Raw genomic sequence first — 21,122 nt, forward strand, 5'->3', positions numbered from 1 at the left:
AGATGTCCTCCCACAGCGACGACTGGTCCACCCGGCACTCGGTGCTGGCCACCGCGCGGCGGACGGCCGCCCTGCTCAACGTCCTCGCCGACGAGCGCCCCGACCCGGCCGGGGTCGCCGACACGCTCCGCGCGTACGGCGAGGCGGAGCCGATCGACCTGACCACCGGCGACGTCGCGGCCATGCGCGCGGCCGCCGCCCTGCTGCGACCCGCCTTCGCCGCCGAGGACGCCGACGCCGCCGCGGCCGTCCTCAACCGCCTGCTCAAGGACCACACGGGACCGCTGCGCCTGTCCTCGCACGGCGGCGGCACGCCGTGGCATCCGCACCTCGACCACGACGACGAAGCCCCCTGGGACGAATGGCTCCTCGCGTCGTCGTGCATGGCCCTGACCGTTCTCGTCTGGGACCGCCAGCGCCCGCCCGGTGGGATCTGCTCCTCCCCCAGTTGCCGGAACGTCTTCCTCGCGCAGGGCAGCGGTCCCGAACGCCGCTACTGCTCCCGCCGATGCGCGACCCGCGAACGCGTCGCGGCCCATCGGCGCGCGCACGCCACCGGACAGTCGGGCGAGGTCACGTAGCGCGTCGCGGGCGCCGACCGGCGGACCGTCCGCGCGCTCCGGGGCGCGAGGACCGGCCCCGGACGGGCGGCCGGCGGTGGCGGTGGCGGTGGCGGTGGCGAATACCCAACAGCCCGTGGCGGCAACGCGGTTGGCTAGAGTCGGCGCATGAGCGCTTCCTCACCCGCCGACCTGGTCCGCGCGTTCCACCGCGCCTTCGGACTCGACGTCCGCGATACGCCGACGGAGGTGTCGCCCGCTCTCGCCGCGCATCGCGGGGAGTTGCTCGCCGAGGAGGCGACGGAGGTCGCCGAGGTCTCGGTGACCGGTCCGCTGGACCGTCTGGCGCACGAACTGGCCGACGTCGTCTACATCGCGTACGGCACGGCCCTGGTGCACGGGATCGACCTCGACGCGGTCATCGCCGAGATCCACCGGTCCAACATGACCAAGCTGGGCCCCGACGGACTGGTCTCGCGCCGGGCCGACGGCAAGGTGCTCAAGGGGGAGCACTACGAAGCCCCGGACGTGTCAGCGGTGCTGCGCCGCCAGGGCTGGGCGCCCGGCGGCGCGAGTTGAGGACTCCGGGAGAATCGCCGTCCATGGACGCCGACAGCGCGAGGCCGCACGCGGGACGCATGCTCGACTTCTACCTCGGCGGCACCCTGCACACCGCCGCCGACCGCGCCGCCGCGCGGCGAATGCTGGAGGTCAATCCGCATCTGATCACCAGCGCGCGCGTGAACCGGCGGTTCATCGACCGGTCGGTGCGGTATCTGGTCGGCTCCCGCGGGATCACGCAGTTCCTCGATCTGGGGTCGGGCATCCCGACCCGTACGCCCGAATACCCGAATCTGCACGAGAGCGCGCAGGCCGTCGACCCGGCCTGCCGTGTCGTGTACGTCGACAACGACCCGGCCGTCCGCGCGTACGCGGCCGAGCTGCTGACCAGCACACCGCGGGGCCGGGCCGTGTACGTGGAAGCCGATGTCACCGACGGCGCGGCGCTGTACGAGCGTCCGGAGATCGCCGGCGTCCTCGATCTCACTCGGCCCGTGGCGCTCGGCATGAACGCGCTGCTGCACTTCTTCGCGGACGACGCCCAGGCGCGCGGGCTGGTCGAAGCCTTCACCGGGCCGTTGGCGGCGGGCTCGCATCTCACCCTCACGCACATCACGCGCGACTGGGCGCCGGAGGTCATGGACGCCCTCGTCCGGCTGTACCGCGAGGACGTCACGGACGGCGGCGCCCGCTCGCGCGCCGAGATCGAAGCGCTCGTCGGCGGACTCGACGTCGTCTCCCCCGGTGTCGTCAATCCTGCCAACTGGCGCCCCGGCCCCGGCGACGCCCTCGTACCGGCCGAGCAGGTCAACCTCTACGCGCTACTCGCCCGGGTCACTTAGCCCCTGGACCTCGGCGTACGAGGGGGCGGTGAGATCCGTCGGCCGCCCGTCCCGAATGGCCGTCGCGGTGGAGACCGCCGAGGCCAGGGCTCCTCGGTAGAGGAGGGAGCCGAGGCTGACCCTGCGTACGCCCATCGCGGCCAGTTCGGCGAGGGGCGGTCCGCTCGGCGCGTACAGGATGTTCAGCGGTACGACGAGGGACGACGTCAGGGCGGTGATCTCGTCCGGGTCCGACAGTCCGGGGACGAACACCCCGTCCGCACCGGCCTGTTCGTAGACCGCGAGGCGGGACGGGGCCGTGTCCTGCTCGCGGCCGAGCCAGTGGGTGTCGGTGCGTGCGTTCACGAACAGCGCCGGTACGGCGGATTTGACGGCGGCGATCTTCGCGGCGTGCAGGGCGACGGGGGCGAGCGTGCCGTCGGCGCGGCCGTCCTCGAGATTGATCCCGGCCGCGCCCGCCGCGTACAACCGCTCGGCCAGTGCGACGACTTCGACCACGTCGTCGCTGAAGCCGCCTTCGGCGTCGACGGTGAACAGGAAGGAGCCGCGGCCGAGTCGGCGGGCCAGGGCCACGGTCGCGTCCGCGGTGGCGGCGGCGCCGTCCGGCAGGCCGAGGGCCGCGGCCACGCCCAGGCTGGTGGTGCCGATGGCGGGAAAGCCGCCCGCCGCCAGGGCGGCGGCGCTGGCGTAGTCCCAGGCGTTGGGCAGCAGCAGCGGGGCGGCCTGGTGGTGCAGGCGGGCGAAGGGGGTGAGCGGGCGCCGGAGCAGCCCTTCTGCCAGGGCGAGCGCGTGTCGCGATGACTCCTCCGCCACCGCGCCGGGCTCCGGCATCCCCAGGGCTTCGGCCAGGACACGCACCACCCGCACTCGGGTCTCGCTTTCCGAACCTTTCGAGTCCTCCGAACCTTCCGAGCCCTCGGCGGCTGCCGCGTCCCGTAGCGTCACGGGTTCCAGCCGCGCGAGTTCCGCCTCGACCAGAGCGCGCCGTCGGCGGTGCGTCCGCCCGGAGCTGAAGCGGGCGGCGGCGGACCGCAGCCACGCCACGCTCGCCCCGGCGGACCCGACGTCCCCGGCCGGCGGTTCCGGTACGAGCGCCGGATCGGCGAGCGCCGCCCGCACGTCCGCCCAGCGGTCGAACTCATGCGTCTGATGCCTCATGGCCCCGACGCTACGACCGGATCGTTTCGGCGCCGGCCGAAGCGTCCCCGCCGCGCCGCGGCACCCTCGGCGGCCCGACGCGGACGCCGGCACACCACACCCGGCGGGCGCCCTGTCAGGTGGGCGCCCGCCGGGGGGACTGAGGGGCCCGAAGGCCGTGGGCGGGGTGCGGAGTGCGGAGTGCGGGTCGGGAAGCTACTCCTTGACCGCGCCCGAGTTCGCGCTGCGGACGAAGTGCCGTTGGAAGACGAAGAACAGCAGCGCGACCGGGATCGTCGACAGCAGGGCCGCGGTGAGCTTCAGCGGATACTGCGTACCCGCGCTGAGGCCGCCGGAGACCAGGTGGGCCAGGCCCGTGGTGAGGGTCTCGTACTGCGGGGACTGGGTGGCGACGAGGAAGTGGGTGAACTCGTTCCAGGAGCCCTGGAACGACAGGATGGTCAGCGTGATCAGCGCGGGCTTGGCCATCGGCAGGACGACCGACCAGAAGGTGCGGAAGACGCCCGCGCCGTCGATCCGCGCCGCTTCCTCCACTTCCTTGGGCACCGACACGAAGAACTGCCGCATGATGAACACCCCGGCCGCGTCGACCAGCAGCGGCACGATCATTCCGGCGTAGCTGTCGAACATCCCGAGCTGGTTGAGCACCAGGAACTTCGGGATGAGCAGGACCACGCCGGGCACCGACATGATCGTCAGCAGCCCGTTGAACAGCAGGTTGCGGCCCCGGAAGTCCAGCCGGGCCAGGGCGTATCCGGCGAGCGAGTCGAAGAAGACGCGTCCGGCGGTGATGAAGACCGTGACCACGATCGAATTGGCCAGCCAGCGGGTGAACGGCACCGCGTCGCCGGTGCCGCCGAGGCCGAACAGGCGCCGGTAGGAGTCCAGCGAGAACGGGTTCGGCAGCAGCGACAGGGGATGGGCCGCCGCGTCCGGGTCCGTCTTGAGCGAGGTCGCGATCTGGACGAAGAACGGCAGGGCGTACAGCAGTCCCATGCCGATCAGCAGCCCGTACACCACGATCCGCAGCACCCGGCTGCCGGACGACCGGCCGCCGGGACGGCCTTTCGCCGACCGGCCGGATGAGCGTCGTTCCATCGTCCCGGCGCTCATGACGTCCTCCCTCGCACCAGCCGCGCCCGCAGTCGGCTGAATCGTGTGACCGCGTCGCGGTCGCGCAGCAGGACGCGCTGCACCAGCGTCATCACCAGGATGATCGCCAGCAGCAGGAAGGCGATGGCCGCCGCGCGCCCGTAGTCGGCGTCCTGGAATCCCGCGGTGTACGACAGGTAGGCGGGGGTGAGGGTCGTGTTGGCGGGTGCGCCCTGGCTCATGACGTACACCGCGTCGAAGACCTGCCAGGTGCCGATCAGTCCGAGGGTGACGACCAGGAAGAGCACCGGGCGCAGCGCGGGCAGCGTCACGTTGCGGAACGACTGCCAGCGGTTTGCGCCGTCGAGCAGCGCGGCCTCCTCCAGCTCCGCGGGTACGTCCTGGAGCGCGGCGAGGAAGATCAGCATGTACGTGCCCGAGCTGGTCCAGATCGCGAGGATGATGATGGTGCACATCGCGATGGAGGGTCCGGCCAGCCAGTCCCACCAGGACAGTCCGAGGAAGCCGTGCGCGGCGAGCGCGGGCACGGGCTTGTCCGGGTCGACGATGCCGAGGCCGCCGAGCACGGTCCACACCAGGCCGTGCGCGTCGGTGAACCACTTCGGTCCGGTGATGCCCACCCACTTCAGCAGCGCGTTGACCGCGCCGCTGCCCTGGAAGAGGAACAGGAACACCGTGGATATGGCGATCGAGCTGGTCACGGACGGGAAGTAGAAGACCGTGCGGAACAGGCTCTTGCCTTTGACTCGGCGGCTGTTGACCGCCACGGCCAGAGCCAGGGCCAGGGCCGTCTGGACGGGGACGACCAGCAGGACGTAGTACAGATTGTTGCGGATCGACGTCATGAAGAGCTGTCGGTCCTGACCCGGCCGGGTCAGCAGATCGGAGTAGTTGCGCACCCCGACGAAGTCGGCGGCGCCGCTGAAGGGGTTCGACTGCCCGTTCCAGTGCAGCAGGCTGACCCACAGCGCCATGCCGATGGGCAGGAGCAGGAAGAGGCCGAGCACGACCACCATCGGGCTGACGAACAGCCAGCCCCACAGGCCCTGATGCCCCTTGATCGCCCGGTCGCGGCGCCCGCCGCCGAAGCGGGGACCGCGGCGCGTACCGGCGCCCGCCGTCCCGCCGCCGCGGGCGCCCCGTGTGCCCGTGCCTCCCGGCGGGGCTCCCGGCCCCGCCGGTGCGGCGACGGCGCCGCTGCCGTGCTGGCTCATCTCTTTCTCCTCCTGCTCCTGCCCCCGCGGTGCTGCCCGGCCGGTACGGTCAGTTGTCGCTCTTGAGTACCTGGTCGCCGTTGGTCTGGAGGCTGGACAGGATCTTCTTGGGATCGCCGGTGGCCAGCCCGGACAGGTCGGTGTCGAACTGGGCCAGGACCTTGGTGAAGCCGGGGACGGTCACCGGACCCTGCGCGAAGGCGGTGCCGTCGGCGAACGCCACGCTCGCCGGGTGCTTCTCCTTGAACGTCGCCAGCGCGCTGTCGCGCGAGGGCAGCACACCGATGGCGTCGGCGAAGGACAACTGCTGGTCGACGGTGGTGAACGCCTTCACCAGATCGACGGCCGCGTCGTGGTGAGCGCTCTTGTTGGCCACGCCCCAGCAGTTGCTGAAGGACAGCGTGCCCTTGCCCTTGGGACCCTCGGGCAGCGGGACGACCTTGTAGCCGACCTTCGGGTAGTCCGCGGTCATCGCGCCGGTCAGCCAGTTGCCCTCGATGGTCATCGCGGCCTTCTGGGTGCCCAGTGCCTCACCGCCCCAGCCCGTGTCGACCTGCTTGGGGAACTTCATCACGCCCTCGTTGAGCAGCTTCTTCACATACGTCAGCGCCTCGACGTTCGCGGGGCTGTCCGCGGTGACCTTGCTCTGGTCGGCGTTGGTGACCCAGCCGCCGGCCTGCTTCATGAAGGGGCCGAGCTGGTTGTACGAGGCGTTCACGACCAGACCGGTGGTCTTCTTCGTCGTGAGCTTCTTGGCGACCTTCTCCAGGTCGTCCCACGTCTTGGGGTAGTCCGCGTCGGTGAGCCCGGCGTCCTTCCACATGGCCGTGTTGACCGCGAGCGCCAGCGTGGAGCTGTCCTTGGGCGCGCAGACGAACTTGTTGTCGTAGGTGAAGGACGCGCGTAGCGCGCTGTTGAAGTCGTCCTTGTCGGAGAGCTGGTCACCGTAGGCGTACAGCGAGTTGCCCTTGGCGTAGTTGGCGAAGACGCTGGAGCCGACGTAGAAGACGTCCGGCGGCTTGCCGCCCGCCAGGGCCTGGCCGAGCTGCTGGTCGAGGTTCTGGGCGGCGATCACCGAGACGGTGTTGCCGGTCTTCTTCGCCCACGCGGTCGCGGCCTGCTTCACGGCGTTGGTCTCGTTGTCGCCCGAGGAGCCGATCATCACCGTGAGGCTCTGCTTGCCGCCCGAGTCCTGCTTGCCGCTGCTGTCGCTGCCGAAGTTGGACGAACACCCGGCGACCAAGAACACCCCGCACACGGCGGTGGCGGTCGCGGCTCTGCGTACTGTCATCGTTTCTCTCCAGGACTGTCCGGATCATCCGGAACCTACGGAACTCCGCGAGCCGGGCGATGAGGGCGCCCGATGCGGTGGGCCAGCGTGGCCGTGCCGCTTTATCGCTTTGTAGCTTTATGGCGTGACAGACGTGTCCGGTCTGCCAGGTCAGGACCGTGGGGCGCGGTCCATGTCACCCCACGGTCCTTCAACCCTTCGGACCAGGCGGTCCGTCGGGAACTAGGGGGCCGACTGCCGGTCGTCGGGCGACGTCGCGGCGGACGGTCCCGCCGCGGAGCTCTCCCGGACGATCAGCTCCGGCGTCAGCAGCACATGCTCGGGATCGGCCTGCGGGTCGCCGATGCGCGCCATGAGCAGCCGGGTGCAGACCCGGCCGACCTCCTCCAGCGGCTGACGGACGCTGCTGAGGCCAGGACTGAGCAGACCGGCCGCCGGGGAGTCGTCGAAGCCGACCACCGCCACGTCCCGGCCGGGGGTCCGGCCGCTGTCCCGCAGCGCCCGGTAGCAGCCCAGTGCCAGGGTGTCGCTGGCCGTGACGACCGCGGTCACGCGGGGCAGGACCCGCGCCACCGCGTCCCGCGCCGCGTTCACGTCACCCACCGAGGAGACCCGCAGGTCACGCACCGGCAGGTCGTGGCGCCGCATCGCCTCTCGCCAGCCCGCGGCCCGGTCGTCGCCGACGCCCGAGCCACGCGGCCAGCCGAGGAAGGCGATCCGGGTGTGTCCGGCGGCCACGAGCTGGTCGACGGCCGCCGACGTACCGTACGCGCCGTCCACGTCGACCCAGTCGCCGGTGTCACGGGCCGACCAGGACCGGCCGAACGCCACGAAGGGTACGCCACGTTTCTGCAGCCAGGCCGGGCGCCGGTCGCCGCGGTGGGTGTTGCTCAGCACGAACGCGTCGACCGAGTGGTCGCGCAGCAGCGCGTCGTAGCGGTCGACCTCGTCGTCCGCGCCGGACCGCGCCGCGAACAGCAGCACACGGTACCCCGCCTTGTCCGCGGAGTCCGACAGCGCGTGCAGGAAGTCGTCGAGCACGGGGGTGGACTCCCCCGCGAACGTCGGCTGGATGGCGTAGCCGATCAGCCGGCTGGACCGGGTGCGCAGCGAGCGGGCGGCCTGATGCGGCCGGTAGTCCAGCTCGCTGATCGCCTCACGGACCCGCTCCAGCGTGCGGGGCGCGAGCAGGTCGGGCGAGTTCAGCGCGTTGGACACGGTCTGTACGGACACGCCGGCGCGCTGGGCGACCAGAGCCAGTGTCACCGGCTTGTTGTTGCGCCCGCCTGAGCTGGTCGTACGCGGCACCACGGCCTCCGTTGTCCATGCGCCGCACCACTCGAAATGCGGCGCTGCATCTTCGATGGATCGATAAAACTCCCTTTCACTGCTGGTTGGCAAGGGTTAGAGTGAATTTTGATCGATCCAAATTCTGAGGCACCATCTCGGTCCACCGACGAGAGGCACCACCCTGTGAACACGGCCGTCCAAGGGCACAGCACCGCGAACCCGTCTCCCACGGACGTCGTCACCGAGGGCTTGCAGCCCTTCCTGCACGACGCCTGCACCACGCTCTACGCGCCCAGCCTGGTGCTGTCCCGACCAGGCGGGGACATCTCCGCCGGTGCGGACGGCTTCTTCCACGGCGACCGCCGGGTGCTGTCGAGCCTGGCGGTCCGGGTCGAGGGCGTCCCCCTGATCCCGGTCGGCCACACCCTCGGCCCCGCCGACAGGACCGCCTTCCGCGCGATCCTGCGCGGGGTCGGGGAACACACCGCCGACCCCGCGGTCACGCTGCGCCGGGTCCGCTCGGTGGCGCCGGGCACGCTCCGCGAGGAGCTGGAGATCGTCAACGCGGGGCTGCGGCGGATCCGTCTCGACGTGGTGGTCGCCGCGGCCACGGACCTGGCGCGGATGACCGACGTCAAGTCCGGGCGCACGGTCGCCGCGCTCCCCGCGAGGGCCGAGGACACCGGGCTGACCTGGGGCGACGACGAGCTGACCGTACGGCTGCGGCCGGTGTCGGTGGCCGTGACCGCTCCCGGTGCCGGTGCCGGTGCCGGTACGGTGTCGGGTCCGGCGTCCGGCCGCCCGCCGATGCCGGAACAGGACTCCGGCAACGGTTCAGGACCGCGCGAGCCGCTGGTCGACGCCGACAGCGGTGAGCTGCGTTACACCGTGGAGCTGCCGTCGGGCGGCACCTGGCGGGCGACGGTCGAGTGCGGTGTCAGCGACGCGGAGCCGGACCAGTTCCCGGCCGTCGCGCGGGACGCCGTACCGTGGTCGCCCACCGAGCTGCGCAGCGCCGACGGCCGTCTGGACCGGCTGCTGGCCCGGTCGGTGGGCGACCTGGAGCGGCTGCTCCTGTCGGACCCGCTGCACCCCGAGGACCGTTTCCTGGCCGCCGGGTCGCCGTGGTTCCTGACGCTGTTCGGCCGGGACTCGCTGTGGGCGGCGCGGATGCTGCTGCCGCTGGGCACGGACCTGGCCGCGGGGACGCTGCGCACGCTGGCCCGCCGCCAGGGCACCGTCACCGATCCCCGTACCGAGGAGCAGCCCGGCAAGATCCTGCACGAGGTGCGCCGCGAGACCCTGCACCTGGCCGAGGGCGCGAAGCTCCCGCCGGTGTACTTCGGCACCGTGGACGCCACCCCGCTGTGGGTGATCCTGCTGCACGACGCGTGGCGCTGGGGTCTCGACCCGCAGCAGGTGCGCGAGCTGCTGCCGCACGCCGAGGCCGCCCTGGAGTGGCTGGCCACGTATGGCGACGCGGACGGCGACGGGCTGCTGGAGTACATCGACACCACCGGCCACGGGCTCGCCAACCAGGGCTGGAAGGACTCCGGCGACTCGATCCGCTGGCGCGACGGCCGTCTCGCCAAGGCGCCGATCGCGCTGTGCGAGGTCCAGGCGTACGGCTACGAGGCGGCGATGGCGGGCGCGGAGCTGCTGCGGGCCTTCGACCGGCCGGGCGCCGAGCGCTGGGAGCAGTGGGCGGACCGGCTGCGCAGCCGCTTCCGGGAGAGCTTCTGGGTCGAGGACGAGCAGGGCCGCTACCCGGCCGTCGCCCTCGACGCCGACAAGCGTCCGGTGGACGCCGTGACCTCCGGCTTCGGCCACCTGCTGGGCACCGGGCTGCTGGACCCGCGGGAGAGCGCCCTGCTGGCCGCCCGGATCGCGGGACCCGAGCTGGACTGCGGTTTCGGGCTGCGCACGCTGAGCACGGACTCCACCGGTTTCAACCCGTTCGGCTACCACATCGGCTCGGTCTGGCCGCACGACACCGCCATCGCGGTGCACGGCCTGGTCCGCGCCGGATTCCCCCGCGAGGCCGCCAAGCTGGCCGAGGGCCTGATCGCCGCGTCCGCCGGTTTCGACGGACGGCTGCCGGAGCTCTTCGCCGGGCACGGCTCCGAGCTGGACAGCGCGCCCGCCCCGTATCCGGCGGCCTGCCGTCCGCAGGCGTGGTCGGCGGCCTCCGCCGTCCTGCTCGTCCAGGCCGCGCTCGGGCTCGAGGCCGATGTGCCCGGCGGGTCGCTGCGGATGTCCCCGCTGGCGGCGGGCCGTCTCGGCCCGCTGACCATGAGCGGTCTGCGGGTCGGCGAACAGCCGCTGGCCGTGCGGCTCGACGCGGACGGCCGGGCGGGGGCCGACGCTCCCGACAGCCTGACGGTGGAGGGCGCGGACCGCTTCGGCGCGGCGGGCTGAGCGCCGCCGCGCCCGCGTAGCCGCGAGGGGTCGTTCCTTCGGTCACTGCCCCCGGTCGGTGGGCTTCGGTCCCGGTCCGGGGTCGGTGTTCTCGGCGGTACGGGCAGGGAGCGGGGTCCAGGCGGCGTCGTGCTCGGCGCTGCGCTGGACCGCGTCCAGGACGAGCTGGACCTCCAGGGCGTCCGCGAAGGACGGCTCGGGGTCGCGCCCCTCCGCGATGGCGGTGACCAGGTCGCGGGCCTGGTGGGTGAAGGCGTGCTCGTAGCCGAGTCCGTGGCCCGGCGGCCACCAGGCCGACAGGTAGGGGTGGTCGGGTTCGGTGACCAGGATGCGGCGGAAGCCCTGTTCCGCCGGTGGCTGGGCGGCGTCGAGGAACTCCAGTTCGTTGAGGCGTTCCAGGTCGAAGGCGGCGGAGCCGAGGGAGCCGTTGATCTCGATCCGCAGGGCGTTCTTGCGGCCGGTGGCGAAACGGGTCGCCTCGAAGGTGGCCAGCGCGCCGCCGTGGAAGCGGCCGAGGAACACCGTGGCGTCGTCCACGGTCACCTCGCCCCGCGCGGCGGGCACGGCGCCGGGCAGCGGTCGTGTCGGCACGAAGGTCTCGCTGAGCGCGGCGACGCCCGACAGCCGGTCGCCCGTCAGGTGCAGGGCGAGGTCGACGATGTGCGAGCCGATGTCGCCCAGCGCGCCCGATCCGGCGTGCTCGCGCCGCAGCCGCCACACCAGCGGGAACCGCGGGTCCACGATCCAGTCCTGGAGATACGCGGCGCGTACGTGCCGGATCCGGCCGAGTCGGCCGTCGGCGACGAGGCGGCGCAGCAGCGCGAGCGCCGGGACCCGCCGGTAGGTGAAGCCGCACATGGCGCGGACGCCCGACTCCCGCGCCCGGTCGGCGGCCCGGCACATCGCGCGGGCCTCGGCCACCGAGTTGGCGAGCGGCTTCTCGCACAGGACGTGCTTGCCCGCCGCGAGCGCGGCGACGGCGATCTCGGCGTGGCTGTCGCCCGGTGTGCAGATGTCGATCAGGTCGATGTCGTCGCGGGCGATCAACTCCCGCCAGTCGGCGGTGCTTTCGGCCCAGCCGAGCCGCTCGGCGGCGGTCGCGGCCCGCTTGGGGTCGCGACCGCACAGCGCCGCCATATGGACGCGGGCGGGCAGGTCGAAGACATGGTCGACGGTACGCCAGGCCTGTGAGTGCGCGGCGCCCATGAAGGCGTGCCCGACCATGCCGACGCGTAGCCGCTGAGTGGTCATGTGGTCTCCCTGCTCATCGGGGTTCGGCGCGCGCAAGCGCGCGGTGAAAGGAAGGGGAGCCGCCGGGGTCAGAAGCCCAGCGGCAGGTAGTCCGCCACGTTGGACTGGGTGATGGTCTCCGAGGCGAGCCGCAGTTCCTTGGGCACGCCCAGCTCCGTCAGGTCGGCCATGCCGCGGTTGTTGGCCAGCAGCCGGGCGAGCGAGACAGCCGAGCCCGCCATCGTCGGGCTGTAGGTGACGGTGGCCTTGAGCACCGTGTTGTCGTCGCGGATCTGCTCCATGACCTTGCGCGAGCCCGCCCCGCCGACCATGAAGAACTCGTCCCGCCCGGCCTGCTTGACCGCGGCGAGCACGCCGACGCCCTGGTCGTCGTCGTGGTTCCACACCGCGTCCAGCTTCGGCGCCGCCTGGAGCAGGTCGGAGGTGACCTGGTGGCCCGAGTCGATGGTGAACTGCGCCGAGACGCGGTGCTTGACGCTCATGCCGTACGTGGCCAGGGCCTCCTTGAAGCCGCGGCTGCGGTCCTGGGTCAGCGGCAAATTGTCGATCCCGGCGATCTCGGCGATCGTCGCGTTGGTCTTCCCGTCCGCCTTGAGGCGGCTGCCGATGAAGTGACCCGCGGCCACGCCCATACCGTAGTTGTCGCCTTTGATCAGGACCCGGAACGCCTGTTCGTCGGAGAACTGCCGGTCGAGGTTGACCACCGGGATACCGGCCTGCATGGCCTTGCGTCCGGTGGCCGTGAGTTGGGCGCCGTCGAAGGGCAGCACCACGATGACGTCGGGCTTGGACTGGATCAGCGTCTCCATCGCGGTGCCGGGCACACACGCGGGCCCCGCCGGAAGGGGGAGTTCCGACGGGGCCGTTCGGGAGGGCGCGGGAGGTCAGAGGGCGGCGGTCTCCTTCTTGACCAGAGCTCCCTCGGGCGCGGACCGATCGGGCGCGGACTGATCAGGCGCGGGCCGGCCGGGAGCGGGCTGGCCGGGCGTGGCCGACGGCGCGGAGGCGTCGTCCTCGTCGGACAGGGTCGACTCGTCGAAGGGCAGCTCTCCCGCGAAGACCCGCCGCGCGCGGTCGCGGTCGAACTCCTTCGTCCAGGTGCCGATCAGGACGGTGGCGACGGCGTTGCCCGCGAAGTTGGTCACGGCGCGGGCCTCGCTCATGAAGCGGTCGATGCCGACGATCAGACCGATGCCGTCGACCAGCGCGGGACGGTGCGACTGGAGTCCGCTGGCGAGCACGGCCATGCCGGAGCCCGAGACACCGGCGGCGCCCTTGGAGGCGATCATCATGAACAGCAGCAGCGAGATCTGCTGGCCGAGGGAGAGCGGCTGGTCCATCGCGTCGGCGATGAACAGCGACGCCATCGTCAGATAGATCATCGTGCCGTCGAGGTTGAAGGAGTAGCCGGTCGGGACCGTGATGCCGACGACGGGCCGGCTCACCCCGAGGTGTTCCATCTTGGCGATCAGCCGCGGCAGCGCCGACTCCGACGACGACGTGGAGACGATCAGCAGGAACTCCCTGGCGAGGTAGCGCAGCAGGTGGAAGAGGTTGACCTTGGCGAACAGCCACAGCACCGCGCCGAGGACGGCCACGACGAAGATCAGACAGGTCACGTAGAAGCCGATCATGATCGTGGCCAGCGCCTTGAGCGCGTCCACGCCCGCGGAGCCAACGACGGCGGCGATCGCGCCGAACGCGCCGACGGGGGCCGCCCACATGATCATCGACAGGACGCGGAAGACCAGTTTCTGGATGTGCCCGACGCCGCGCAGCACGGGCGCCCCGACCGGTCCCATGGCCTGGAGGGCGAAGCCGACGAGCAGCGCCACCAGCAGCGTTTGCAGCACCTGGCCTTGCGTGAAGGCGGAGACCAGGGTGGTCGGGATGATGCCGAGGACGAAGTCCACGCCTTCGGTGGGGGCGTCGGTGGCCTGGGCCTGGCCCGCGTTCTTCAGCGCCTCGGTCAGATGCAGCCCGCTGCCGGGGTGCAGGATGTTGCCGACCAGCAGGCCGATGGCAAGCGCGGCGAACGACATGGTGACGAAGTAGCCGAGCGCGAGGCCGCCGACCTTGCCGACCTTGGCGGCGTTGCGGACGGATCCGATGCCGAGCACGAGTGTGCAGAAGATGATGGGCGAGATCATCATCTTGATGAGATTGACGAAGCCGGTGCCGATCGGCTTCAGCTCGACGGCCACACCGGGCGCGAGGAGGCCCAGCACGGCGCCCGCGATCGTCGCCAGGATGACGGCGGTGTAGAGGTAGTGGGTATGGTCTCGACGGCTCGTGACGTCGCTGGGGGCCTGGGCTGACACCTTCGTCTCCCTCGGTCCGCGGGCGCCGTCCCGAGCGCCCGCGATCGGACAGGTCCCGGTGACTATGCGCTCGGGGCGTGAGCCAGGTCACGTTTGCGTTCATTGAGTTCGCGGGTTGGCGTGCAGACTGTTGTGCATGCCCGCCATACCCCCCACGTCGAGCACGGCGGCCGGACCGACGCACCAGTCCGGCGCGGCGAGCCCGGCCGGCCGGTTCACCGTGCCCGGACTGAGCGGCTTCCGCCGCACTCGGACCCGGCCGCGCAGCCTGGCCGGTCAGCTCTTCGCCGTGCAGGTGGTGATCGTGGCCCTGGTGGTCGGCGGCTGCGCCGTGCTGGCGTACGTCAACGCGGGCAGCCGGGCCGAGGACGCGGCCCGTGACCGGGTCTCCGCCGCGGCCACCGCCGTCGCGGACTCCGACACCGTGGTGCGGGCGGCGCGCTCCGCCGATCCCACCGCGGCCCTCCAGCCGTACGCCGACCGCGTCACCGCGGACGCGGGCGTGGACTTCGTGACGATCATGGACACCCACGGCATCCGCTGGACCCATCCCGACAGGTCGCTGATCGGAAAGCACTTCCTCGGCCACATCGGCCCCGCCCTGCGCGGGCAGACGTTCACCGAGACGTACACCGGTTCGCTCGGCGCCTCGGTACGCGTCGTGACGCCGGTCCGCTCCGGCGACCGGATCGTCGCGCTGGTGAGCGTCGGCATCAAGGTCGACACCATCAGCCAGCAGGTCCGCAAGCAGCTCACCGCCCTGGTCGCGGTGGCGCTGGCCGCGCTCGTCGTCGGCGGCCTCGGCACGTATGTGGCCAACCGACGGCTGCGCACGCACACCCACGGGATGGCCGCGACGGAGCTGAGCCGGATGTACGACTATCACCAGGCGACGCTGCACGCGCTGCGCGAGGGCCTGATCCTGCTCGACGCCGACCGCAGGGTCGCGCTGTGCAACGACGCGGCGCGCGAGCTGCTGAGCCTCGGCGAGCAGGAGGTCGTCGGCCGGTACGTGGACACGCTCGGCCTGCCGGTGTCGCTGACCGGCGCGTTGCTGGCCGCCGAGTCGCGGGTCGACGAGGTGCACCTGACGTCCGAGCGGGTCGTGGTCGTGAACACCTCGCCGGTACGCGGCGGCGAGCGCCGCGGCACCGTGGTCACCCTGCGCGACCACACCGATCTCCAGGCGCTGACCGGGGAGTTGGACTCGGTGCGCGGCTTCGCCGAGGCGCTGCGCTCCCAGGCCCACGAGTCGTCCAACCGGCTGCACACCGTCGTGTCGCTGATCGAACTGGGCCGCGCGCAGGAGGCGGTGGACTTCGCCACCTCCGAGCTGGAACTCGCCCAGGCGCTCACCGACCGGGTGGTGGCGGCGGTCGGCGAACCGGTGCTCGCGGCGCTGCTGCTCGGCAAGGCCGCCGAGAGCCACGAGCGCGGGGTTGAGTTGACCGTCACCGAGGACAGCCGGATCGACGACGGGGTCCTGCCGCCCGCGCTCACCGCCCGCGACCTGGTCACCGTGCTGGGAAACCTGATAGACAACGCGATCGACGCGGCCGTCGAGGGCGCCGCCCGCGGCGGCGGCCGGCCGTCGGTCACCGTACGGGCCAAGGTCGAGGACGACGAGCTGCTGCTGAAGGTCACCGACTCCGGGCGCGGCGTCGACCCCGCCACCATCCGCGAGGTGTTCCGGCGCGGCTGGACCACCAAGAGCGAGGGCCACGGTCTCGGCCTCGCCCTGGTCGAGCAGGCCGCGCGCCGCGCGGGCGGCACGGTCGGCCTCGACCGCGCCGAGGGCGGCGGCGCGGAGTTCACCGTACGGCTGCCGCTGGGGCAGGAGGCACGCGCGTGATCAGGGTCCTGGTCGTCGAGGACGATCCCGTGGCGGCCGACGCGCACCGGATGTACGTCGAGCGGCTGCCCGGCTTCGCGGTGGCGGCCGTCGTCCACACCGGCGGCGCCGCCCTGCGCCTGCTGGACCGGCAGCCTGTGGACCTGGTGCTGCTCGACCTCCATCTGCCGGACGGCCACGGTCTCGACCTGGTACGACGGATGCGCAGCGCGGGGCAGAGCGCCGATGTGGTGGCGGTGACCTCGGCGCGGGATCTCGCGGTCGTACGGCAGGCCGTCTCGCTCGGGGTCGTGCAGTATCTGCTCAAGCCGTTCACCTTCCCCTCGCTGCGGGACCGGCTGGAGCGCTGGGCGCGCTACCGCAGTGACGCGGCGGGCGGTGAGGCGTCCGGGCAGGACGAGGTGGACCGGGTGCTGGGGGCGCTGCGCAGTCCGCAGGCCACCGTGCTGCCGAAGGGGCTGAGCGGTCCGACCCTCGAAGCGGTGACCTCGGCCTTGCGGGCGGCGGCGGACGGCGGCTTGTCGGCGGCTTCGGCGGCCCAGGCGGCGGGGGTCTCGCGCATCACGGCCCGCCGCTATCTGGAGCACCTGGTCGACACCGGGCTCGCGGTCCGCAGCCCGCAGTACGGGCAGGTCGGCCGCCCGGAGCTGTGTTACCGCTGGTCGGACGGGGCGAAGCCGTAGGGCGGTACGCCGGGACGGTACGGTCCGGGCCGGTCAAGGACGGTGCGGGCCCGTACGGGCCCGGTCGGTGCGGCGGGTGACGGGCGCGGCGGCGGGCGACGTACGGTGATCATGCGGGTGGGCGGGATGTCGCGGGCATACGCCCGCGCCGCACGGCCGCAGCCGTCCTCGTCGTCGCAGTCGCAGTCGCAGTCGCAGTCGCAGTCGCAGTCGCCCCACGGTCAGGAGCCGTCGCATGGTCACGCAGCCGCCGCCGTCGCTCGCCGACGTACCCCACCGAATCGGCCTCGGCCTGGCCGCTCTCGGGCGGCCCGGATACATCAATCTCGGCCGGGAGCGGGATCTGCCGCCGGGCCGGGACGTGGCGGCGATGCGACGCCGTACGCACGAGGTGCTGGACTTCGCGTACGCGCACGGCGTGCGCTACTTCGACGCGGCGCGCTCGTACGGCCGGGCCGAGGAGTTCCTGGCCGAGTGGCTGGACGCGGGCGGTGACCGGCCGGAGGTCATGGTCGGCAGCAAGTGGGGTTACACCTATACGGCGGACTGGCGGGTCGACGCGGAGACCCATGAGGTCAAGGACCACAGCGTCGGGGTCTACGACCGTCAACTCGCCGAGACGCGCGGCCTGTTCGGCGACCGGCTCGACCTCTACCAGGTGCATTCGGTGACACCGGACAGCCCGGCTCTCACCGATCCCGTCCTGCACCGGCGGCTGGTCGCGCTCGCCGATCAGGGGGTGGCCGTGGGCATCTCGACCAGCGGGCCCCGGCAGGGTGACGCGATCCGCGCCGCTCTCGATGTCGGCGTCGACGGGCGTCCGGTGTTCGGCAGCGTCCAGTCCACCTGGAATGTCCTGGAGCCGTCGGCGGGCCCCGCCTTGGCGGAGGCGCACGAGGCGGGTCGTACCGTCATCATCAAGGAAGGTCTCGCCAACGGGCGTCTCGCCGAACGCGACCCGCGACTGGACGCGGTGCTGGCTCCGGTCGCCGAGGCGACGGGAGCCTCCTACGACGCTCTGGCGCTGGCCGCCGCGCTGCGTCAGCCGTGGGTCGACGTGGTGCTGTCGGGAGCGGCGACCGAGGACCAACTGGCCTCGAATCTGCGCGCGACCGACGTCCGTCTCGACGACGCGCAACTCGGCCGTCTCGTCACCGAGTTGGCGCAGACACCGGCCGCGTACTGGGATCACCGCTCGCGCATGCCGTGGAACTGACCCGGAACTGACGGGGTCACACATCGGCTTTCGGCAGCCGGAGTTCGAAGCGGGCGCCGCCGCTCGGCGCTGCGCCGACGGTGAGCGTGCCGCCGTGCCGGTGCGCCACGTCGCGGGCGATGGCCAGGCCGAGTCCGGCCCCGCCGTCGTCCCGGCTGCGGGCCTCGTCGAGCCGTACGAACCGCTCGAATATCCGCTCGCGCTCGGCCTCCGGTACGCCTGCGCCGTCGTCTGCGACCGCGAGCACGATCCGGCCGTCCCCGCGGCGTACGGACACGGTGACCTCGGTGCGGGCGTGCCGTTGGGCGTTGTCGAGCAGATTGCGCACGAGCCGGGCCAACTGGCCCCGTGACCCGTTGACTTCCGCTCTCAAGGCGGCGTCCTGACCGATGTCGACGGCGACCGGCGTACGGTCGGCGGCCCGCCCCTCGGCCTCCTCGCGCACCAACGCGGCCAGATCGACCGGCCGTTGCGTCGGGGTCTCCCCCGCGTCGAGGCGGGCGAGCAGCAGCAGGTCGGCCGCGAGTTGCTGGAGTCGCACGGTGTCCTTGACGGCGCCGGGGACGTCGAGCAACTGCGGGTGCGCGGAGCCCACTTCGAGCTGCGTGCGCAGGGAGGCGATCGGGCTGCGCAGTTCGTGCGAGGCGTCGGCGACGAAGCGGCGCTGCCGTTCGACGGACGCTTCGAGGGCGGTGAGCGTTTCGTTGGTGGTCCGGGCCAGCCGGGCCACCTCGTCGTGCGCCGCGGGCTCCGGCACGCGCCGGGAGAGGTCCTCCGAGGCCGTGATGGCGGCCATCTCGCGGCGGATGCCCGCGACCGGGGCCAGTGCGCGGCGGGTGACCAGCCAGGTCACGCCGCCGACGACCGCCAGCAGGACGGGCAGTCCCGCCAGCATGACCACGGTGGTGGTGCGCACGGCGCTCTCGCGCGCCGCGAGTGAGGCGCCCGCGTGGACCAGGACCGTCTGCCCCGCGAGGTCGGTGGCCTTGACCGTCGCGAAGCGGTAGGCGGCGCCGCGGCCGTCCAACGTGGCGTGTCCCGCGCCCTCTTGGACGGTGCCGCTGATCTCGCCGACGACGGGGTCGGCGGTGCCGGTGGGCGTGGCGTGGTCGTCGCTCCCCCGGCCGCTGGGGGTCGTCTCCTGCGCGTCGCCGTCGCGCCCGCCCTTGCCCCGGCCACGGCCGCCGCCTGCGCCGCCGTGGTCGTCGGCGGTCCCGCTCGGCGACACGGTCGGTGGCGGCGTCGGTGCCGAGGTCGGACTGACGGTGGGTGTCGGCTCGGGCGCAGACCCACGCGGCCTGACGTCCGGCACGCCCGTGCCGCTGATCTTCTCCAGGGTCCTGCTCACGGCGAGCAACCGCCCGTCGGTGGTGGTCACTTGGACGGGCGCGTCGTCGGGGAGGGCGAGCCCTGAGTAGAGCGCGGCGTCCGCCTTGCGGGTCGCGACGGTCACGGCGACGCGGCGTGCGGTGTCGTTGGCCTGGCTCTGGGCCTGCTCGGTGAGGTTGGCGCCGAGCGAGAGGAGGACCGCGATCCCGGCGGCCACCATCGCCACGGTCACGACGGCGGTCGCGCCCAGCACCGTCTTGGCCTGCACGGAGCCGAGCGGGCGGCGCCTCATGACGTGACCAGGCGGTAACCCGCGCCGCGTACCGTCTGGATGGTGGCCGCGCCCAGCTTGCGGCGCAGCGCGCTGATGTAGACCTCGATGATGTTGGGGTCGCCGTCGTAGGCGAAGTCCCAGACGTGCTCCAGGATCTCCGGCTTGCCGACCACCTGGCCCGCCCGGACGGCGAGTTGTTCGAGGACCGCGAACTCCTTGGCGGTGAGCGCCACTTCGTCCTCGCCGCGGAGCACGCGCCGGGCGGAGGTGTCGACGGCGAGGCCGCCGACCCGCAGGACCGGCGAGGCACCGGGAGAGGCCCGGCGGCGCAGCAGTGCCTTCACCCGTGCGACGAGCACGACGTAGGAGAACGGCTTGGTCAGATAGTCGTCCGCGCCGGTGTCCAGGCCCTCGGCCTCGTCGTACTCGCCGTCCTTGGCCGTGAGCATCAGGATCGGTACGTCGTTGCCCGCGGCGCGCAGCGCGGCGCACACGCGGTAGCCGTTCATGCCGGGCAGCATGATGTCGAGGACGACGAGGTCGTAGGCGCGGTCTCCGGCCAGGTGCAGTCCCGAGAGCCCGTCGTGGACGACGTCCACGGCGAAGCCCTCGGCCGTCAGTCCCTTGGCCAGGGAGACGGCGAGTCTCTTCTCGTCCTCCACGATCAGCAAGCGCATGGGCCCACCCTCCCAAATCGAACCTGAAGCGATCTTCAGGTCGCTTCAGGCTGCCTTCAGCTTGCTCCGGCCATCGTGTTGGCACGGACACAGCAACGACACAGGCCGGGTACAGCCCGGCCGGGGAGGCTCCTCATGAAGCGCAACATCACCGTCGCCGCCGTCGCCGCGGCGGCCCTGCTCGCCGGTGGCGGCTACACCGCCATCGCCGCGGGTGACGACCACGGCGGCCGTGCGACGGCAGTCCCGAGCGCCACGTCCCCGCACGACGCGGGCGACGACCACGGCGGCGACCGCCGTACGCCGTCGACCGGTGCCCCGACGGGCGTCCCGCGCACCGGCGCCCCGACTCCCAGCAGCACCGGCCTCACGGCGGCCGAAGCCGTGACCGCCGCGCTCACGCTGTATCCGGGGACGGTCGTCTCCGTCGAGCGTTCCCGCGCGGACTTCTGGGAGGTCAGGGCGCTCGGAAAGGACGGCGTGCTACGCGAGTTGAGGGTGAACGGGACCTCCGGCACCGTCAGCCTGGACGGTCACCGTGGCGGCGGCCGGGGCGCGGCGACTCCCCGCCCGACGCGTTCGCCCGGGGCCGACGACCACGGCGCGGGCACCCCGAGCCCGACGCGTTCGCCCGGAGGTGACGACCACGGCGCGGGCACCCCGAGCCCGACCCGCTCCCCCGGAGCCGACGACCACGGAGGTGACGACCACGGAGGTGACCGGTCGGGCGACGGTCATGGGAGCGGGCACGGCGCGGACGACGGCGGTCAGCACCGGGGCCGAGGCGGCGACGACTCCTGAGCCGTGGGCGCGGCGGCGAAGCCGCCCTCGGGGGTCGGTTCCGGGGCGAGGAGGACGGCGGTGTCGGGTACGGCGAGGCCGGCGGCGGCGAAGGCGCGGCGGAAGCCCGCGATCCGGACGGTGTGCGCGGGGGTGGCGACGACGGCGACCCGCTCGTGGCCGAGGCCGCGCGGGTGCCGTCCCGCGAGGTGACCGGCGCCCTCGTAGTCGATGGTGACGACGGGGAACAGCTCGGGGGCCGCGTTCTCCCAGGCGCAGAGCACGACGGGGA

19 protein-coding genes are annotated in these 21,122 nt (G+C 72.5%); 8 read left to right on the forward strand and 11 right to left on the reverse strand.

Annotation, left to right across the window (positions count from 1 at the left end):
- Positions 1–2 precede the first annotated feature (2 nt).
- The 3 genes from ACIOC1_RS32935 to ACIOC1_RS32945 all read left to right on the forward strand — a co-directional run bounded on the left by ACIOC1_RS32935 (position 3) and on the right by ACIOC1_RS32945 (position 1,963).
- Entirely contained in the window at positions 3–581 is a 579-nt protein-coding gene (locus tag ACIOC1_RS32935; RefSeq protein WP_391051769.1) for a CGNR zinc finger domain-containing protein, read from the forward strand.
- Between the two features lie 147 nt (positions 582–728).
- Positions 729–1,139 carry a MazG nucleotide pyrophosphohydrolase domain-containing protein gene (locus ACIOC1_RS32940; protein ID WP_401857879.1) on the forward strand — a complete coding sequence of 137 codons (411 nt, stop codon included), beginning with the start codon at positions 729–731 and terminating at the stop codon, positions 1,137–1,139.
- Between the two features lie 23 nt (positions 1,140–1,162).
- Positions 1,163–1,963 carry an SAM-dependent methyltransferase gene (locus tag ACIOC1_RS32945; RefSeq protein WP_391051774.1) on the forward strand — a complete coding sequence of 267 codons (801 nt, stop codon included), beginning with the start codon at positions 1,163–1,165 and terminating at the stop codon, positions 1,961–1,963.
- On the opposite strand, the gene ACIOC1_RS32950 is transcribed toward ACIOC1_RS32945, so the two are convergent.
- The 5 genes from ACIOC1_RS32950 to ACIOC1_RS32970 form a co-directional block, all read right to left on the reverse strand.
- Positions 1,943–3,121, reverse strand: a complete 1,179-nt coding sequence (locus tag ACIOC1_RS32950) for an isocitrate lyase/phosphoenolpyruvate mutase family protein (protein ID WP_401857882.1) — start codon at positions 3,119–3,121, stop codon at positions 1,943–1,945. The two genes, ACIOC1_RS32945 and ACIOC1_RS32950, sit on opposite strands and share 21 nt — an antisense overlap.
- Before the next feature lie 195 nt (positions 3,122–3,316).
- The gene (locus ACIOC1_RS32955) at positions 3,317–4,234 is read right to left on the reverse strand and encodes a carbohydrate ABC transporter permease (RefSeq protein ID WP_355343530.1); all 918 of its coding nucleotides are present in this window, start codon (positions 4,232–4,234) and stop codon (positions 3,317–3,319) included.
- Positions 4,231–5,448: an ABC transporter permease subunit gene (locus tag ACIOC1_RS32960; RefSeq protein WP_391164310.1), complete on the reverse strand. Its 1,218-nt coding sequence runs from the start codon at positions 5,446–5,448 to the stop codon at positions 4,231–4,233. The genes ACIOC1_RS32955 and ACIOC1_RS32960 overlap by 4 nt, the downstream gene beginning before the upstream one ends.
- Before the next feature lie 49 nt (positions 5,449–5,497).
- Positions 5,498–6,739, reverse strand: a complete 1,242-nt coding sequence (locus ACIOC1_RS32965; protein ID WP_391051784.1) for an extracellular solute-binding protein — start codon at positions 6,737–6,739, stop codon at positions 5,498–5,500.
- Between the two features lie 222 nt (positions 6,740–6,961).
- Positions 6,962–8,047, reverse strand: coding sequence for a LacI family DNA-binding transcriptional regulator (locus tag ACIOC1_RS32970; RefSeq protein ID WP_401857886.1), 1,086 nt, complete (start codon positions 8,045–8,047; stop codon positions 6,962–6,964).
- A gap of 165 nt (positions 8,048–8,212) precedes the next feature.
- Between ACIOC1_RS32970 and ACIOC1_RS32975 the strand changes: the two genes are divergently transcribed.
- Positions 8,213–10,447: a glycogen debranching N-terminal domain-containing protein gene (locus ACIOC1_RS32975; RefSeq protein ID WP_401857889.1), complete on the forward strand. Its 2,235-nt coding sequence runs from the start codon at positions 8,213–8,215 to the stop codon at positions 10,445–10,447.
- A gap of 42 nt (positions 10,448–10,489) precedes the next feature.
- On the opposite strand, the gene ACIOC1_RS32980 is transcribed toward ACIOC1_RS32975, so the two are convergent.
- The 3 genes from ACIOC1_RS32980 to ACIOC1_RS32990 all read right to left on the reverse strand — a co-directional run bounded on the left by ACIOC1_RS32980 (position 10,490) and on the right by ACIOC1_RS32990 (position 14,019).
- Positions 10,490–11,698, reverse strand: a complete 1,209-nt coding sequence (locus tag ACIOC1_RS32980) for a Gfo/Idh/MocA family protein (protein WP_401857892.1) — start codon at positions 11,696–11,698, stop codon at positions 10,490–10,492.
- Between the two features lie 68 nt (positions 11,699–11,766).
- Entirely contained in the window at positions 11,767–12,522 is a 756-nt protein-coding gene (locus ACIOC1_RS32985) for a substrate-binding domain-containing protein (protein WP_401857895.1), read from the reverse strand.
- Between the two features lie 60 nt (positions 12,523–12,582).
- The gene (locus tag ACIOC1_RS32990; RefSeq protein WP_401857898.1) at positions 12,583–14,019 is read right to left on the reverse strand and encodes a cation:dicarboxylate symporter family transporter; all 1,437 of its coding nucleotides are present in this window, start codon (positions 14,017–14,019) and stop codon (positions 12,583–12,585) included.
- Positions 14,020–14,155: 136 nt separating this feature from the next.
- On the opposite strand from ACIOC1_RS32990, the gene ACIOC1_RS32995 reads away from it, so the two are divergent.
- The 3 genes from ACIOC1_RS32995 (at position 14,156) to ACIOC1_RS33005 (ending at position 17,770) form a co-directional block, all read left to right on the forward strand.
- A complete protein-coding gene (locus ACIOC1_RS32995; protein WP_401857901.1) occupies positions 14,156–15,871 on the forward strand; it encodes an ATP-binding protein in 1,716 nt (571 codons plus the stop codon).
- Positions 15,868–16,554, forward strand: a complete 687-nt coding sequence (locus tag ACIOC1_RS33000) for a response regulator (protein ID WP_391051816.1) — start codon at positions 15,868–15,870, stop codon at positions 16,552–16,554. The genes ACIOC1_RS32995 and ACIOC1_RS33000 overlap by 4 nt, the downstream gene beginning before the upstream one ends.
- A 235-nt stretch (positions 16,555–16,789) precedes the next feature.
- Positions 16,790–17,770 carry an aldo/keto reductase gene (locus tag ACIOC1_RS33005; protein ID WP_401857904.1) on the forward strand — a complete coding sequence of 327 codons (981 nt, stop codon included), beginning with the start codon at positions 16,790–16,792 and terminating at the stop codon, positions 17,768–17,770.
- 16 nt (positions 17,771–17,786) lie between these two features.
- Here the strand turns inward: ACIOC1_RS33005 and ACIOC1_RS33010 are convergent, their stop codons facing one another.
- Both ACIOC1_RS33010 and ACIOC1_RS33015 read right to left on the reverse strand, forming a co-directional pair.
- Positions 17,787–19,391: a sensor histidine kinase gene (locus tag ACIOC1_RS33010; RefSeq protein ID WP_401857907.1), complete on the reverse strand. Its 1,605-nt coding sequence runs from the start codon at positions 19,389–19,391 to the stop codon at positions 17,787–17,789.
- Positions 19,388–20,050, reverse strand: a complete 663-nt coding sequence (locus tag ACIOC1_RS33015) for a response regulator transcription factor (RefSeq protein ID WP_401857910.1) — start codon at positions 20,048–20,050, stop codon at positions 19,388–19,390. Before ACIOC1_RS33015 ends, ACIOC1_RS33010 begins: the two co-directional genes overlap by 4 nt.
- Positions 20,051–20,185: 135 nt before the next feature.
- Between ACIOC1_RS33015 and ACIOC1_RS33020 the strand changes: the two genes are divergently transcribed.
- On the forward strand, positions 20,186–20,851 hold the full coding sequence (locus tag ACIOC1_RS33020) for a PepSY domain-containing protein (RefSeq protein WP_401857913.1): 666 nt from the start codon (positions 20,186–20,188) through the stop codon (positions 20,849–20,851).
- On the opposite strand, the gene ACIOC1_RS33025 is transcribed toward ACIOC1_RS33020, so the two are convergent.
- Complete coding sequence (locus ACIOC1_RS33025; protein WP_401857916.1) at positions 20,818–21,114, reverse strand: hypothetical protein; 297 nt, start codon at positions 21,112–21,114, stop codon at positions 20,818–20,820. The two genes, ACIOC1_RS33020 and ACIOC1_RS33025, sit on opposite strands and share 34 nt — an antisense overlap.
- Between the last annotated feature and the right edge of the window lie 8 nt (positions 21,115–21,122).

This window comes from Streptomyces sp. NPDC088197 (assembly GCF_044741185.1).
Taxonomy (GTDB): domain Bacteria; phylum Actinomycetota; class Actinomycetes; order Streptomycetales; family Streptomycetaceae; genus Actinacidiphila.

Coding starts and splice junctions, on each gene's coding strand:
- ACIOC1_RS32935 (WP_391051769.1), top strand. CDS start 3: ATGTCCTCCCACAGCGACGACTGGTCCACCCGGCACTCGGTGCTGGCC.
- ACIOC1_RS32940 (WP_401857879.1), top strand. CDS start 729: ATGAGCGCTTCCTCACCCGCCGACCTGGTCCGCGCGTTCCACCGCGCC.
- ACIOC1_RS32945 (WP_391051774.1), top strand. CDS start 1,163: ATGGACGCCGACAGCGCGAGGCCGCACGCGGGACGCATGCTCGACTTC.
- ACIOC1_RS32950 (WP_401857882.1), bottom strand. CDS start 3,121: ATGAGGCATCAGACGCATGAGTTCGACCGCTGGGCGGACGTGCGGGCG.
- ACIOC1_RS32955 (WP_355343530.1), bottom strand. CDS start 4,234: ATGAGCGCCGGGACGATGGAACGACGCTCATCCGGCCGGTCGGCGAAA.
- ACIOC1_RS32960 (WP_391164310.1), bottom strand. CDS start 5,448: ATGAGCCAGCACGGCAGCGGCGCCGTCGCCGCACCGGCGGGGCCGGGA.
- ACIOC1_RS32965 (WP_391051784.1), bottom strand. CDS start 6,739: ATGACAGTACGCAGAGCCGCGACCGCCACCGCCGTGTGCGGGGTGTTC.
- ACIOC1_RS32980 (WP_401857892.1), bottom strand. CDS start 11,698: ATGACCACTCAGCGGCTACGCGTCGGCATGGTCGGGCACGCCTTCATG.
- ACIOC1_RS32995 (WP_401857901.1), top strand. CDS start 14,156: ATGCCCGCCATACCCCCCACGTCGAGCACGGCGGCCGGACCGACGCAC.
- ACIOC1_RS33005 (WP_401857904.1), top strand. CDS start 16,790: ATGGTCACGCAGCCGCCGCCGTCGCTCGCCGACGTACCCCACCGAATC.
- ACIOC1_RS33010 (WP_401857907.1), bottom strand. CDS start 19,391: ATGAGGCGCCGCCCGCTCGGCTCCGTGCAGGCCAAGACGGTGCTGGGC.
- ACIOC1_RS33015 (WP_401857910.1), bottom strand. CDS start 20,050: ATGCGCTTGCTGATCGTGGAGGACGAGAAGAGACTCGCCGTCTCCCTG.
- ACIOC1_RS33020 (WP_401857913.1), top strand. CDS start 20,186: ATGAAGCGCAACATCACCGTCGCCGCCGTCGCCGCGGCGGCCCTGCTC.